The organism is Pseudoxanthomonas sp. OG2, assembly GCF_014192765.1.
Lineage (GTDB): Bacteria > Pseudomonadota > Gammaproteobacteria > Xanthomonadales > Xanthomonadaceae > Pseudoxanthomonas_A > Pseudoxanthomonas_A beigongshangi.
The window spans coordinates 215,459-231,281 of record NZ_JACHYM010000001.1 but is presented as its reverse complement, the minus strand read 5'-3'; the positions used below and the strand labels follow the sequence as shown (position 1 = coordinate 231,281).

The window sequence follows — 15,823 nt, the reverse complement described above, 5'->3', positions numbered from 1 at the left end:
GTGCGCCGCGGGCGGGCCTCGCGGGTGAGTTTGCGCACTTTGTTCATCCGCCTGTCATCGATGCATGGCAGGGGTCGGAAACCGCCACCCTCAAGCCATTGATTCGAAACATTTATCTCGATTCAAAATGCGAGCCTGGCTGATTTGCTGCGTTGCGGAATGCCATCCCGCATTTACGCATGCTTAATTTAGATCGATCCAGAGAGAGGTGCCTGAGCCATTAGAACGATTCAGGCGCGGGGTTAGATCGAGAGAAATCCTTCTGGACGCCGCCGTATCGCAAGTCAAACACCACACCAACTAACCACCCCGAGTACTTCGCAAAAATGGCTCAGTCCACCCGTTACGCCGCAACGTCCTGTCCAGCGCCCTGCTGCTGGCGATGCTGCCTTCGTTGTCCGTGGCCGCCCAGGAGGCCGCTTCTTCCGAATCCACCAAGGAACTCGATACCGTCACCGTCACCGGCTCGCGCATCAAGCGCGCCCAGGTGGAAGGTCCGGCGCCGGTCCAAGTCATCTCCGCCGACCAAATCAAGAAGGAAGGCTTCACCACCGTCTACGACATGCTGAGCACGCTCAACGAAGCGATCGGCACGGTCGAGGCCGATGTGGCTTGGGGTTCGCATACTCCCAATGCCAGCCCGTTGAACCTGCGCAACATGGGGCCGGGTCGCAGCCTGCTGTTGGTCAACGGCCGTCGCGTGGCCGATTACCCGCTGCCATATGGCGGGCAGAGCAACTTCGCCAACTACAGCAACATTCCGGCCGCCGCCGTCGAGCGCGTGGAAGTGCTGACCGGCGGCGCGTCGGCCATCTACGGCTCGGACGCGGTGGCCGGCGTGGTCAACATCATCCTGAAGAAGAACTACGAAGGCGACGAATTCCGCATCCGCGGCGGCTCCTCGACCGAGGGTGGCCGCGACACCTGGGACATCTCCTGGGCTGGCGGCAAGGTCGGCCAGAACTGGAGCGTGACCTATGCGGCTCAATACACCGAGCGCGACCCACTGTTCGGTCGTGATCGACCCGGCATGGACGATTCCGACGATGCGCCGTACAGCTCGTGGAATCCGGAACAACGCAAGGTCGGCTTCCGTCCGTTCAGCGGCCTGGCGTTGATCGATGCAAACACCGGCATGCGCCAAGCGCCGCCGACCGGCACCTGCGAGAAGTTCGGTGGCGAGTTCTATCTGGCTGATCGCCTCACCTACAACCGCAACAGCGACACCATCACCAACACCGGGCAGTTGTGCGGGCTGACCTCGGACTTCGGCAACTGGCTGATCCGTGGAGGCAGCAAGGATCTGTCGGGTTATGTGTACGGCACCTGGGATTTCGAGAACGGCATGCAGGCTTGGGCCAACGTGTCTGTATTCGATTCGGAAGCCGAGTGGGGCACCTCGCCTCCGGGCGTGCAGTTCCCGGCGGGCCTGGACGCGCCTGCGTTCTACGACGTCGGCAGCGGCATGTCGCTGATTGGCGTACGCAACTTCACCGCGCAGGAAGTGGGCGGTGACGCCAACCTGCGCAACCACAACCAGGAACGTTCCTGGGACATCAGTGCCGGCCTGCGTGGCACAGTAGGCCGGTTTGATTGGGATGCCTCGCTGGGCCGTTCCTACTATTCGGTGCGTGAAAGTATTTCCACGGTCGATTGGGACCTGGTCAACGCCTATTTCCTCGGCCCGCAGGTGGGCGTGGTCAACGGCTTGCCGGCGTACAACCTCAACCGCGAACGCTACTGGAATCCGGTCACCCCGGAACAGTACCGCCAGTTCGGCACCCATTCGATCAACCAGTCGGCATCCTGGGTCAACCAGGCGGCCTTCACGATCAGCGGTGATCTGTTCGAGGGTTGGGCGGGTCCGATCGGCTTCGCGGCGGTGGCGGAGGTCGCCCAGCAGGGCTACGAGCTGAACCCGGATCCGCGTGGCAACCTGGATTACGACGTGCAGAACATCGACCGAGGTGGTGGCGAACGCACCCGCTATTCGACCGGCGTCGAGTTCAGCATCCCGCTGGTCAACACGTTGACCGCGACGCTGGCGGCACGCTACGACCGCTACGGCGACTACAAGTCGTATGCCGATTCGTCGACCAACATCGGTACCCAGAGCGAAACCACCTGGAACGCCGGCCTGCAATGGCGTCCGCTGAGCAACCTGCTGATCCGCGGCAGCTATGCCACCAGCTTCCGCGCTCCGGACATGCACTACCTGCTGGCCGAGCACAGCTCAGCACAGGTGCGCACACTGGACCCCTTCCGCTGCATCGACAGCGGCGCCTACCAAACCAACAATTGCACCTCCGAAAACACCGACGTCACCTATCCGTTCAATATCAACCGCGAGGGAGCCTCGGACCTGAAGTCGGAATTGGGCAAGTCGTGGACGGCGGGTTTCGTGTGGGACATTCTCGACAACCTGTCATTGACCGCCGATTACTGGGCGATCAAGCTGGAAGACGAAATCCGCGATATCGGTGAGGACATCGTCCTGCGTGACGAGGCGGGCTGTCGCACCGGTCTTACCACCACACCGGGACAGAGCTGGTCGAATCCCGGCGGCGCCGACTACTGCGCCTCTATCCTCGACCGCGTCACCCGCGACGCCGACGGTTTCATCACCGACGTTCGTCGCGGCCCGATCAACATCGCTCAGCGTGAAGTGGAAGGCATCGACGTGTCCGCCCGCTACCGTATGACGACCGATCGCTGGGGTGATTTCCAGTTCGGTGTGAACTACACCAACCTGCAGTCGATGAAGGAACAGACCTACCGCACCGATCCGAATCCGGAACGCCGCGATCGCGACGTCCGCAGCAAGATCCGTGGCAGCGTGAGCTGGGCCTACGGCAACTGGAACGCCACTGTCTACGGCGATCGCATCGGCGCGGTGCCGAGCGTGCGCTACCACTGGGATCCCAACGATCTGGCCAACTCGGGTGGCTGCATTCCGTTCGCCGACGGCGGCGTGCCCAGTGACAAGGCCGGGTGCGTCGATACCGATCCGAACAGCCCGACCTTCGGCCAGGCTACGCGCAAGTTCTACGGCCGCGTCGGTCCGGCGATCACCTGGAACTTCAACGTGGGTTATCGCATCACTCCGCGAGCGAAGATCAACCTCTACGTGACCAACGTGTTCAACAGCACCGGCTGGAACCACAAGGACCCGTACAAGCTGGACTACGAGTTCTACAACAGCCGCCTGTTCAGCCCGGTGGGTCGCGAAGTGGCGATGGAGTACGTGTTCAACTTCGAGTGATCCCGAGGTTCTCTCCCCGTCCGCGTGGACGGGCTCGGGACTGTCGGCCCGGCTTCGGCCGGGCCATTTTCCCCGCTCCACCAGTTGCATACGCGTCATACAATCCGGCGGCATCCTCCCCGAGGGATGCCGTCCGGACTCCAGGAAGCTTCAACCCGCGGTCGCGAGACCGCACGCATACAAGGTAATCAGACCGCATGACACCGACGTCCCGAGTACCGGTTTCCACGCGCGCCCGTCCCGTCGCACTGGCCTTGGCCGGCCTGCTGGCGCTGGCCACGCCGATGATCCACGCCGCACCGGCGGTGGATCCGGTGAGCGAAGTGAACACCTTCATCGGCAGCAAGGACGACGGCAATACCTTCCCGGGCGCTTCGGCGCCATTCGGCCTGATCCAGGTCAGCCCCATCGGTGAGCACTACACGGGCTGGCGTTACGACGATCCCAAGATCCGCGGCTTCGGCCATTCGTTCCTGTCCGGCGCCGGTTGCTGGGAGCAGGGCGGCCAGATCTCGGTCCTGCCGGTCACCGGCACGATCGGGCCGGGCGGCGATTTCGACACCAAGGATCCCAAGCGTTTCAACCACAAGACCTATGCCTCCCGCTACAGCCACGACGGCGAGGTGGGGCAGGCCGGTTACTACAAGGTGCGCCTGCTCGATTACGGCGGCATCGACGCCGAGGCGACCGCGCTGACCCGCGCGGCGGCCGAGCGCTATACCTTCTCCGCCGGCGCCAGCGAAGGCCACGTGCTGGTCAACGTGGCGCAGGCCAACGAGCGCCATTCGGTGATCGGCAGCACCATCGACGTGGTCGGCGATCGCGTGGTGGAAGGCAAGCTGGTCACCCGCAGCTTCTGCGGTGGCCACCAGTACACCACCTGGTTCCGCATCGAGTTCGATCGCCCGTTCAAGGCGTTCGGTACCTGGGGCGAGACTGGCGGCCTGCCGGGCGCGCGCCACAGCATGGAAGGCGAAGCCAAGCTCAACGGTGCCTGGCTGAGCTTCGACACGAGCAAGGGCAAGGCGGTCACCGCGATCAGCGCGATCTCCCACGTCGATGCCGAAGGCGCGCGCAACAACCTGCGCAGCGACGGCATGCGCGGCGGCAAGCTGCTCGGCTTCGAGCAGATGCGCAAGCAGGCCCAGGACACCTGGCGCAAGGAACTGGCCAGCATCCGCGTGCAGGGCGGCAACCAGGACGACCGCACGGTGTTCTACACCGCGCTGTACCACGCGCTGCTGCAGCCGCTGACCGGTAGCGACGCCGACGGCCGCTATCGCGGCTACGACGAGCAGATCCACCGCGCCGACGGCTGGACCTACTACGAGTACTTCTCGCTGTGGGACACCTACCGTTCGCAGAACCAGTTGCTGGCGATGCTGCGCCCCGAGCGCACCCGCGACATCGGCCGCTCGCTGCTGGCGATCCACGAGCAGGGCGGCTGGTTGCCGCGCTGGGGCTATGCCAACTTCGAGACCAACGTGATGACCGGTGACCCGGTCACCCCGTTCATGGTCGACCTGTGGCGTTTCGGCGCGCTCAAGGGCGTGGAGAAGCAGGCCTATGCGGCGCTGCGCCAGAACGCCTTCGAGATGCCGCCGACCAATTCGCGCCATGCCGGCCGTTCCGGCAACGCCAGCTATCTGGCCAACGGCTTCGTGCAGTACGACCGCGCCTGGCCGTCCAAGAGCATGGACGTGGATCCGCACCACGGCGGTTCGGCCACGCTGGAGTACGCGCTGGCCGACTGCTCGCTGGCGCAGATGGCCGACGGCCTGGGCCTGGGCGAGGACGTGGCGGTGTTGCGCGAGCGCGGCCGCAACTGGCGCAAGGTGTGGGACGCCGACGTGCGCGACGAGGAAACCGGCTTCACCGGCTTCCCGCGCGCGCGCATGGAGGACGGCGGCTGGTACGTGCCGGCCGACGGCCACTACAGCCCGCGTTCGCACCACGGCTTCCACGAAGGCACCGCCTGGCAGTACCAGTGGCTGGTCCAGCAGGACGTGCCCGGACTGGTCGAGGCGATGCACGGCGCAGAACAGGCGGGCAAGCGCCTGGACACCTTCTTCGCCTACGACGCGCTGGTGAAGGATCCGTTGCACGCGGCCCGCAAGGAGTGGGTGGTCGGCCCGTACAGCTACTACAACCAGTACCGCTACAACCCCAACAACGAGCCGGACCTGCACGCGCCGTGGATGTACACGCTGATCGGCCAGCCGTGGAAGACCACCACCGTGCTGCGCGCGGCCCAGCAGCTGTTCACCAACGCGCCCAACGGCGTCACCGGCAACGATGACCTCGGCACGATGTCGGCCTGGTACCTGTTCAGCGCGATGGGCCTGTATCCGGCCGTGCCCGGCACCGGCCAGTTCCTGCTGCATGCGCCGCGCTTCAGCCGGGTCGAGATGGACCTGGGCCAGGGCCGCACCCTGCGCATCGACGCGCCGGGCGCCAACGGCCGCACGCTGCAGTATGTCGATGGCGTGCGCGTGGACGGGCAGGCGCATGCGCCGGTCTGGCTGGACTGGAATCGCCTGCAGCAGGGCGGCCGGATCGAGTACGCGCTGACCGCCACGCCGCCGACCACCGGCTGGGGCACCCGCGCGGCCGATCTGCCGGCGTCGTTCTGCGCCGCTCCGTCCGCGGGCGGCCAGTGAGTTACCGCCATGTCCGCCGCCGCTCCGGCTCTCTCTCCCACCGGTCCGGCGGCCGGCATGGCATTTTCCCCCGCGCGATCGTTTAGGCTTGCGGCTTCCCGGGACGTTACGAACAGATGAAAGACAAAGCCACCGCGACAGGGAAGGGTGCCCGCGCAGGCGCGGGCCGGAAGGCCGGCAAGCGGGCGGTCACGGTCACCGACATCGCCAATGCCATCGGGGTTTCGCGCGCGACCGTTTCACTGGTGCTGCGCGGCAGTCCGCTGGTGCACGCCGACACCCGCGCGCGGGTGGAAGCCGAACTGCGCCGCCAGCGGTATGTCTACAACCGCGGCGCGGCCAACCTGCGCCGGCAGACGTCCTCCAGCGTCGCGCTGGTGATCAACGATCTGTCCAACCCGTTCTTCGCCGAATTCGCGGCGGGTGTGGACGAGGCGCTGGGCGCGCGTGGTTACGTGACCCTGCTCGGCAGCACCGCCGAATCGCCCGAACGCCAGCAGGCGGTGCTGTCCACGCTGATGGAACACATGCCGGCCGGACTGATCCTGTCGCCCGCCGAGGGCAGCGACAGCGCGCAGTTGCGGCAGGTGCTGGGCGCGCACGGCAACGTGCTGCTGTTCAACCGCGAACTGGATGGCGCCGACTGGGATTTCCTGGCGCTGGACAACCAGCGCGGCGCCTACATGGCGACGCAGCACCTGATCAATCTGGGCCATCGCCGCATCGCCTTCTTCGGCGGCCACGCGGATTCGTCGTCCTGCCGGCAGCGCCGCGCGGGCTACGCGCAGGCGATGCGGGAAGCCGGCCTGGCGGTCGAGGATGGGCGGATGATCGAGTCGGCGCCCAACCGGCTGGAAGCCGCCTCGCGCACCGGCGAACTGTTCGCCAGCGAACCGGCCCCTACCGCGGCGGTCTGCTACAACGACACCGTCGCCCTTGGCCTGATGCTGGGCCTGGCGTCGCGCGGCATTCATCCGGGGCGCGATTTCGCGGTCACCGGATTCGACGATATTTCCGAGGCCGCGGTGACGTCGCCGCCGCTGACCACGCTGGCGGTGAACCCGCGCGAGCGTGGCCGGCAGGCCGCTGAACTGCTGCTGCGCCGTCTGGGCGAACCCGAGGCCCCGCCGCAGCGCACCACCGCATCGGTGGAGCTGCGCATCCGCGAAAGCAGCGGGGCGCCGCGCCCATGATGTCCTTCCGTTTCTCCGTATCCACCGAACCCTGAGGCGAGCCCCCGCATGGCCTTTGCTCCGACACCCCAGCCCCGGACCTCCGCCGCCGCTCCGGCGGTCAACACCCGCGTGGCCCTGGCCGTGGTCACCACGATCTTCTTCATGTGGGGCTTCCTGACCTGCCTCAACGACATCCTCATCCCGCACCTGAAGGCGGTGTTCGAGCTGAACTACGCGCGTGCGATGCTCGTGCAGTTCACTTTCTTCGGCGCCTACTTCCTGATGTCGCTGCCGGCCGGCCGGCTGGTCGCGCACCTGGGCTACAAGAAGGGAATCGTCGCTGGCCTGGTGATCGCCGGCATCGGCGCGCTGGGCTTCTGGCCGGCGGCCGAACTGCGCATCTATGAAGCCTTCCTCGGCGCGCTGTTCGTGCTGGCCACCGGCATCACCGTGCTGCAGGTGGCGGCCAATCCCTATGTCGCGCTGCTGGGACCGGAGCAGACCAGCTCCAGCCGGTTGACCCTGGCGCAGGCGTTGAATTCGCTGGGTACCACGCTGGCGCCGTACTTCGGTGGCGTGTTGATCCTGTCCAGCACGGTCAAGAGCGCAGAACAGATCGCCGTGATGCCGCAAGCCGAGCAGATCGCTTATCGCGTGCAGGAAGCGCAGGCCGTGCAAGGCCCGTATCTGGGGCTGGGCATCGCCCTGTTCCTGCTGGCCGTATTCGTGTTCCTGTTCCGGCTACCGGCCCTGACGGAAACCACCGAGCAGGCCGATCACAGCAAGCACACGCTGCGCGAGGCGCTCAGCCATCGCCATGTCATGTTCGGCGTTCTGGGCATCTTTTTCTACGTTGGTGCGGAAGTTGCCATTGGCAGCCTGATGGTCAACTACTTCTCGCTACCGGAAATCGCTGCCATCACGGAGGAGAAGGCGTCCAAGTACCTGATGGCCTACTGGTTCCTGGCGATGGTCGGACGCTTCGCCGGTTCGGCCATGATGGTCAAGCTCTCGCCGCGCAAGCTGTTGGCGACTTTCGCCGCCGGAAACATCGTGCTGCTGGCGATCACCATGAGTAATACCGGCATGTTGGCGGTCTACAGCCTGATTGGTGTCGGCCTGTTTAATTCGATCATGTTCCCGACCATCTTCGCGCTCAGCATCGAGCGGCTTGGACCACTGACGAACAAGGCCTCGAGCCTGCTGATCATGGCTATCGTCGGCGGCGCGGTCATCCCGCTGCTGCAGGGCATGCTGGCCGATCGCATCGGCCTGCATCATTCCTTCATCCTGCCGCTGCTCTGCTACGGCTACATCATCTTCTATGGCCTCTCGGGTTCGCGCCCGGACGCCTCGGCGGCCAAGGGAGCGTAAGGCCAAAATGTCGAAAATCGTTTGTTTCGGCGAGGTTTTGATCGATCTACTCGCCCAGCCCCCGGCCACGCCGGATACCCCGCGGGCGTTCCTGCAGTACGCCGGCGGCGCGCCCGCCAACGTGGCGGTGGCCGCGGCCCGGCTCGGCGCGGATACCCATTTCGCCGGCATGCTGGGCGAGGACATGTTCGGCGACTTCCTGCGCGAGAGCCTGGAATCGGCCGGCGTGGCGACCGACTGCATCGTGCGCACCGGCGAGGCCAAGACCGCGCTGGCCTTCGTTGCCCTGGACGCGACCGGCGAGCGCAGCTTCAGCTTCTACCGGCCGCCGGCGGCGGACCTGCTGTTCCGCACCGAGCATTTCCAGCCCGCCTGTTTCAACGGTACCGGCAGCTTCCACGTCTGTTCCAACAGCCTGACCGAGCCGACCATCGCCGAGACCACCTTCAACGGCATGCTGCGCGCGCGCGCGGCCGGCGCGGTGGTCAGCCTGGATCTGAACCTGCGCCCGGCCTTGTGGCCTGCGGGCGTGGATCCGGCGCCGCGGCTGTGGGAAGCGCTGGGCAATGCGGACCTGGTGAAGCTGTCGCAGGAAGAACTCGATTATCTCGCGCGTCCGTTCGGCGGTGGCGCGGAAGGCGAAACCCGGGTGCGCGAGCGCCTGTTCGAAGGCCAAGCCCAGTTGCTGATCATCACCGACGGTGCCGCGCCGATCCGCTGGTTCACCCGCCAGGCTGATGGACGCGTGAGCAGTTTCCGGGTCGAGACGCGCGACACCACCGCCGCGGGCGACGCCTTCGTCGGCGGCCTGCTGTTCCGGCTGGGGGAGCGGGGCGGGGACGGCGCCGGTTTCGCCGCGTTCTGCCACGACCGCGCGGCCATCGAGGACACCCTTCGCTTCGGCGCCGCCGTCGGCGCGCTGGCGGTGACCCGCAAGGGCGCCTTCGCCGCCATGCCGACCCTGGCCGAAGTCCAACAACTGCTGCAGGACCAACATGAGCACGCCTGATACCGCGCCGGATTTCCGGTCGCCCGCGTTCCTGCGCGAACACATCGCGCAGACCATGGCCTTCTACCATCCGCGTGCCATCGATCCGGCCGGCGGCTTCTTCCATTACTTCCGCGACGACGGCAGCGTCTACGACGCCGGCCATCGCCATCTGGTCAGCAGCACGCGCTTCGTCTTCAACTACGCGATGGCGTTCCGCGAATTCGGCAACGCCGAATACCTGGACGCGGTGAAGCACGGCCTGCGCTACCTGCGCGATGTGCACCGCAACCCGGCCACCGGTGGCTACGCGTGGACGCTGCGCGACGGCGTGGTCGAGGACGACATGAACCACTGCTACGGCGTGGCCTTCGTCCTGCTGGCCTATTCCTGCGGCGTGAAGGCCGGCGTGGAAGAGGCGCGCGGCTGGATGGACGAAACCTGGAACCTGCTGGAGCAGCGGTTCTGGGAACCGGAATTCGGCCTGTACAAGGATGAGGCCGACGCGCAGTGGAACTTCACCGGCTATCGCGGCCAGAACGCCAACATGCACATGTGCGAGGCGATGCTGGCGGCGTTCGAGGCCACCGGCGAGCGCCGCTATGTCGAGCGTGCCCTGCAACTGGCCGACCACATGACCCGCCGCCAGGCCGCCAAGGCCGACGGACTGGTGTGGGAACACTACGACACCCAGTGGAACATCGACTGGGACTACAACCGCGACAATCCCAAGCACCTGTTCCGCCCGTGGGGATTCCAGCCCGGCCACCAGACCGAGTGGGCCAAGCTGCTGATGATCCTGGATCGCCATGTCGACGCCGACTGGCTGGTGCCGACCGCACGCCACCTGTTCGATGTCGCGGTGGCGCGTTCCTGGGACGAGGCGCGTGGCGGTCTGTACTACGGCTTCGCCCCGGACGGCGCGGTGTGCGACGACGACAAGTATTTCTGGGTGCAGGCCGAATCGCTGGCCGCCGCCGCGCTGCTGGCGCAGGGTACCGGCGATGCGTCCTACTGGCAGTGGTATGACCGCCTGTGGGACTACTCCTGGAAGTACTTCGTCGATCACCGGTACGGCGCGTGGTACCGCATCCTGGATGCGGACAACCGCAAGTACAGCGACGAGAAGAGTCCGGCCGGCAAGACGGACTACCACACCATGGGCGCATGCCATGAGGTACTGAACGTGGTGCGCCCGCGCGGCTGAGCCGGGCCACCACACCGAGCGAGGAGGGAAGGGCTTTGCACGGAACACACGCGTCAAGTTTTGGATCGATGCAACGTTGGCTGGCGGCAGGACTGGTCCTGCTGGCATCGGGATTCGCGCACGCACAGGCATCCGCACAGGCACCGGCGCCTTCGCTGGTGCCGTTGCCGGCATCGGTCAAACCGGAAACCGGAACCTTCGTGCTGTCGCCTGCCACGCGGCTGTGCGCGGAAGGCAAGGACGCGCAGGCGAATGCCGATCTGTTCAATGCCTGGCTGCGCGAGCGGCAAGGCTGGGCGCTGCGCGATTGCGGCAAGGCATCGGCGAAAACCGCCGACGTGATCCGGCTGGCGCCCGCCGGCAAGGACATCGCCGCCGAGGCCTACCAACTGCATGTGCAGCCGCAAGGCGTCAGCCTGCGCGGCGACGCCGCCGGCCAGTTCTATGGTGTGCAGACGCTGATGCAACTGCTGCCCATCGAGCGCGCCCAGCGGCTGGAGCTGCCGGCGCAGCGTATCGATGACGCGCCGCGCTTCGCCTATCGCGGCATGCACCTGGACGTGGGCCGCCACCTGTTCCCGGTTGATTTCATCAAGCGGCTGCTGGACCGGATGGCGCACTACAAGCTCAACCGCTTCCACTGGCATCTCACCGACGATCAGGGCTGGCGCATCGAGATCAAGCGCTATCCGCGCCTGACCGAAGTGGGCGGGCAGCGCAAGGAAACCGACGGCGACGGCAAACCCTACGGCGGCTTCTACACCCAGGACGAGGTGCGCGACGTGGTCGCCTACGCGGCGTCGCTGCACATCACGGTGATTCCGGAAATCGAGATGCCGGGCCATGCGCTGGCCGCCTTGGCCGCCTATCCGGAACTGGGCTGCACGCCGGGACCGTTCGAGACCGGCACCACCTGGGGCGTGTTCGACGACATTTTCTGCCCGACCGAGCCGACCTTCACCTTCCTGGAGAACGTGCTGGACGAGGTCATCCCGCTGTTCCCGGCGCCGTACGTGCACATCGGCGGCGACGAAGCGCCGAAGACGCGCTGGCAGCAGAGCGCGGCGGCGCAGGAAGTCATCCGCCGCGAAGGCCTGAAGGACGAACACGAACTGCAGAGCTGGTTCATCCGCCGGATGGAGCGCTTCCTGCACTCGCGCGGCAAGCGCCTGATCGGCTGGGATGAAATCCTCGAAGGCGGCCTTGCCCCGGATGCGACGGTGATGTCGTGGCGTGGCGAGGCCGGCGGGATCGCCGCCGCGCGCCATGGCAACGACGTGATCATGTCGCCGACGCGCTGCTGCTACCTCGACTATGGCCAGGGTCCGAAGGACACCGAGCTCTGGCAGAAAGGCGGCGAGTTGCCGATCGAGACCGTCTACGCCTACGACCCGGTGCCGGTGGAACTGGAGGCCGACAAGCGCCACCACATCCTCGGCGTGCAGGCGAACGTGTGGACCGAGCGCATGCCGCGCGAGGAAGTGGTCGAATACATGGTGTTCCCGCGTCTGCTGGCGCTGGCCGAGATCGCGTGGACGCCGCAGGCGCGGCGAGATTTCGACGCCTTCGATCGACGCCTGTCCGGCCAGTATCCGCGCCTGGCACAGGCCGGACTGCGTTACCGCATTCCGGCGCCATGGGGCCTGCGCGACGGCCTGGCGGTGGAACAGGATCAGTACACCCTGGACCTGCGGCCACGCGTGCCCGGCAGCCGCATCCACTACACCCTGGACGGCAGCGTCCCGACCACCGCCTCGCCGCGGGCGACCGGACCGGTCAGCGTCACCGTGCCGGCCGACGGCGCGGTCACGGTGCGCACGCTGACGATCACCGCCGATGGGCGCGAGAGCGGCATCCACCGCGCGACCCTGCGCAACCGCCGCTACAAGCCGGCGCAGCCGGAACCGAAGGAAGCGCGCGCCTCCGGCGTGTCCTACCGTTACTACGAAGGCACCTTCGACCGGTTCGCCGAGATGGAAGCGGCCAAGCCGGTGCGCAGCGGCAGCGCGCAGTCGTTCGATTGGCGCGGCTACGGTCGCCACGAGCATTTCGGGCTGGTGTTCGAAGGCTGGCTGCACGTGCCCGAGGACGGCCTGTACCGTTTCCGCGCACAGGCCGACGACGCTTCCGCGCTGTACATCGACGGCGAGGCGGTGGTGCGCAACGAGACCTACGATCAGCCGGTGGAAGGCAGCGTGCCGCTGCGCCGCGGCTGGCACCGGCTGCGGCTGGATTTCTACCAGCGTTCGGGCGATATCGGCCTCGGGCTGAGCTGGGCGAAGGGCGAGGCGTCGCTGAAACCGCTGGACGCGACGCAGTTGCGGCATTGAAGCAGGAGGTCCGGCCGGATCCGGGATGCCGGGTCGCGGACGGACGCACGGGGTCCCGCGACGCGCGTGCGTGGCGGGAACGGCGCAGGATCAGGCCACGCGGGTGCCGTCACGGCACCGAGCCGCGTCGGCCGAGGAGGAGGAGCGAGTTCATGAGAGTCCAACCCATTGCCGCCACGGTTCCCGCCTGGATGCGCGCGATGCTCTGCGTCGCGTGGCTGTTGCTGGCCAGCACCGCGATCGCGCAGCCGGCCGCGCAGTCACAGGCGGTCAGCGCCGACTGGCGCTTCCGCCTGTTGCCCGGCGACGCCCAGCTCGCGGCGCACCCGCAAGCCGCCGGATGGGCGAAGGCCGCGGTGCCGGGCACGGTCCACACCGATCTGTTCGCCAACGGGGTGATTCCGGATCCCTACGTCGGCGCGCCGGAAGCCGGGCTGCAATGGATCGGGCTGGCCGATTGGGAGTACCTGGGCCGCTTCGATGTCGATGCCGCGACCCTGGCGCGTCCGCACGCGGAACTGGTGTTCGAGGGACTGGATACCTTCGCCGAGGTCGAACTCAACGGCCTGCCGTTGCTGAAGGCGGACAACAGCCACCGCACCTGGCGCGCGCGCGTGGACGGGCGGCTGAAGGCCAGCGGGAACGAGCTGCGGGTGGTGTTCCGTTCGCCCATCCGCACGCTGCTGCCGAAGGTGCAGGCGATGCCGCACAAGATCGCCGGCAACTATCCCTCGCCCCATGGCGACGAGCCGAAGGACGCGATGGTCGGCAACTTCGTGCGCAAGCCCGGTTACCACTTCGGCTGGGACTGGGGCCCGCGCTACGTGACCGCCGGCATCTGGCGGCCGATCCGGTTGGAAACCTGGAACGATCTGCGCATCACCGATCTGGCCGTTCGCACCGATGCGCTGGACGAGCGCCAGGCGCGGCTGGCCGTGCTGGTGGAGGTCGATGCCGCGCGTGCCGGTTCCGCGGACGTGGAGGTCGAAGTACTGGACCCGGATGGGCGCCGCGTCGATGTCCTGCGCCGCAAGGCCGCGCTGACCGCCGGTGTCCAGCCGGTCACGGTGGAAATGACCCTGCCCAAGCCGCGTCGCTGGTGGCCGGTGGGCTACGGCGAACAGGCGCGCTATACCTTCCGTGCCACCGTGAAGGCCAAGGGCGGGCAGGCGGGCAGCGAGCGCCGCACCGGCCTGCGCACGATCGAACTCCAGCGTGACGTCGACGCGGACGGGCAGGGCCAGGGCTTCGCCTTCGTGATCAACGGCGTGCCGGTGTTCGCCAAGGGTGCGAACGTCATCCCGTTCGACGCGTTCCCGCCGCGCGCCGACGAGAAGCGCGTGCGCGCGGCGTTGACCGCCGCCCGCGACGCCAACATGAACATGCTGCGCAACTGGGGCGGCGGCTATTACGAAGACGATGTGTTCTTCGAGATCGCCGACGAACTCGGCCTGCTGGTCTGGCAGGACTTCATGTTCGGCGGCGGCATGCAGCCGGGCTACGACCCGGCGTTCCGGGCCAACGTGGTCGCCGAGGCGCGCGACAACATCCGCCGCCTGCGCCACCACCCCAGCATCGTGCTGTGGTGCGGCAACAACGAGGAAGAGACCGCGTGGAAGGACTGGGGCCACCGCAAGCAGCTGGTGGCGGCGGATCCGGTGTTCGCCGACAAGGTCTGGCAGGGCTACGTGGCGCTGTTCGGCCAGGATCTGCGCCAGGTGGTGGGCGAGCAGGGACTGGGCGTGCCGTACTGGTCCAGTTCGCCCAGCAACGATCTGGACGAGAAGGCCAACGATTCGCGCAAGGGCGACAAGCATTACTGGGACGTCTGGGCCGGTTCCAAGCCGGTGCAGGCCTACCTGGACGAAACCCCGCGCTTCATGTCCGAGTTCGGCCTGCAGGCGTGGCCGGACATGCGCACCATCGCCAGCTTCGCCAGGCCGGAAGAGCAGGCGGTCGACAGCCCGGTGATCAAGGCGCACCAGAAGTTCCTGGCCGGCGAGGGCAACACCCGGCTGTCGCTCTACATCGAGCGCGAGTACGGCAAGCCGCGCGACTTCCCCGGCTTCGTCTACCTGAGCCGGGTGATGCAGGCCGACGGCATCGGGCTGGCCGCGCTGCATCACCGCGCCTCGCGGCCGTACACGATGGGTTCGCTGTACTGGCAGCTCAACGACGTATGGCCGGGCGCCTCGTGGTCGAGCGTGGACTTCTACGGACGCTGGAAGCCGCTGAACTTCCACGCGCGCCGGTTCTTCGCGCCGCTGGCGGTCGCGGCGCTGCGCAAGGAGGGCGTGACCCGGTTGTCGCTGCTGTCCGACCTGACCACCGCGACGGAGGCCGAATGGCGCCTGCGGGTGATGGATTTCGACGGCCGCGTGCTGAAGGAACGCCGCCAATCGGCCACGCTCGCGGCGCTGGCGGCCACGCCGGCCGGCGAGTTCGGCGACGCTGAATTGCTGGGCGACGCGGATCCCGCGCGCACGTTCGCGGTGTTCGATCTGGTCCGCGGCGGCAAGACGGTTTCGCGCGGTCTGGTCTACTTCACCGCGCCGAAGGACCTGCGCCTGCCGGCGCCGCGGATCGACACCGAGCTGGCCGCCGACGGTGACGGCTACCGGCTGACCCTGCGTTCGCCGGTGTTCGTGCGTGCGCTGTGGCTGGACTTCGGCGATCTGGACGCGACGCTGTCCGACAACGCGCTGGACCTGCTGCCGGGCGAAGCCGTCAGCCTGCGCGTGTCCTCGAAGACCGACGCGGCGGCGCTGCGCAAGGCGCTGACCCTTCAATCCCTCGCCGACGCGATGTCCGCGCCGGCTCCCTGATC

Annotated in this window: 8 protein-coding genes; all 8 read left to right on the top strand. The window is 67.1% G+C overall.

From position 1 onward, the window contains the following. Positions 1-400: 400 nt before the first annotated feature. The 8 genes from FHW78_RS00935 to FHW78_RS00900 all read left to right on the top strand — a co-directional run bounded on the left by FHW78_RS00935 (position 401) and on the right by FHW78_RS00900 (position 15,821). Entirely contained in the window at positions 401-3,262 is a 2,862-nt protein-coding gene (locus tag FHW78_RS00935; protein ID WP_183641044.1) for a TonB-dependent receptor, read from the top strand. 284 nt (positions 3,263-3,546) lie between these two features. Continuing rightward, complete coding sequence (locus tag FHW78_RS00930; protein WP_255443223.1) at positions 3,547-5,922, top strand: GH92 family glycosyl hydrolase; 2,376 nt, start codon at positions 3,547-3,549, stop codon at positions 5,920-5,922. Positions 5,923-6,038: 116 nt separating this feature from the next. Next, a complete protein-coding gene (locus FHW78_RS00925) occupies positions 6,039-7,115 on the top strand; it encodes a LacI family DNA-binding transcriptional regulator (RefSeq protein WP_183636541.1) in 1,077 nt (358 codons plus the stop codon). Positions 7,116-7,163: 48 nt separating this feature from the next. After that, positions 7,164-8,471, top strand: a complete 1,308-nt coding sequence (fucP, locus tag FHW78_RS00920; protein WP_183636538.1) for an L-fucose:H+ symporter permease — start codon at positions 7,164-7,166, stop codon at positions 8,469-8,471. Positions 8,472-8,478: 7 nt separating this feature from the next. Beyond that, positions 8,479-9,480 carry a carbohydrate kinase gene (locus FHW78_RS00915; protein ID WP_183636537.1) on the top strand — a complete coding sequence of 334 codons (1,002 nt, stop codon included), beginning with the start codon at positions 8,479-8,481 and terminating at the stop codon, positions 9,478-9,480. Further along, positions 9,467-10,666, top strand: a complete 1,200-nt coding sequence (locus FHW78_RS00910) for an AGE family epimerase/isomerase (protein WP_183636534.1) — start codon at positions 9,467-9,469, stop codon at positions 10,664-10,666. The genes FHW78_RS00915 and FHW78_RS00910 overlap by 14 nt, the downstream gene beginning before the upstream one ends. Before the next feature lie 68 nt (positions 10,667-10,734). Then, positions 10,735-12,996 (top strand): family 20 glycosylhydrolase, encoded by a 2,262-nt coding sequence (locus FHW78_RS00905; RefSeq protein WP_183636532.1) that lies wholly within the window; start codon positions 10,735-10,737, stop codon positions 12,994-12,996. 152 nt (positions 12,997-13,148) lie between these two features. Beyond that, positions 13,149-15,821, top strand: coding sequence for a glycoside hydrolase family 2 protein (locus FHW78_RS00900; protein ID WP_255443126.1), 2,673 nt, complete (start codon positions 13,149-13,151; stop codon positions 15,819-15,821). Positions 15,822-15,823 lie beyond the last annotated feature (2 nt).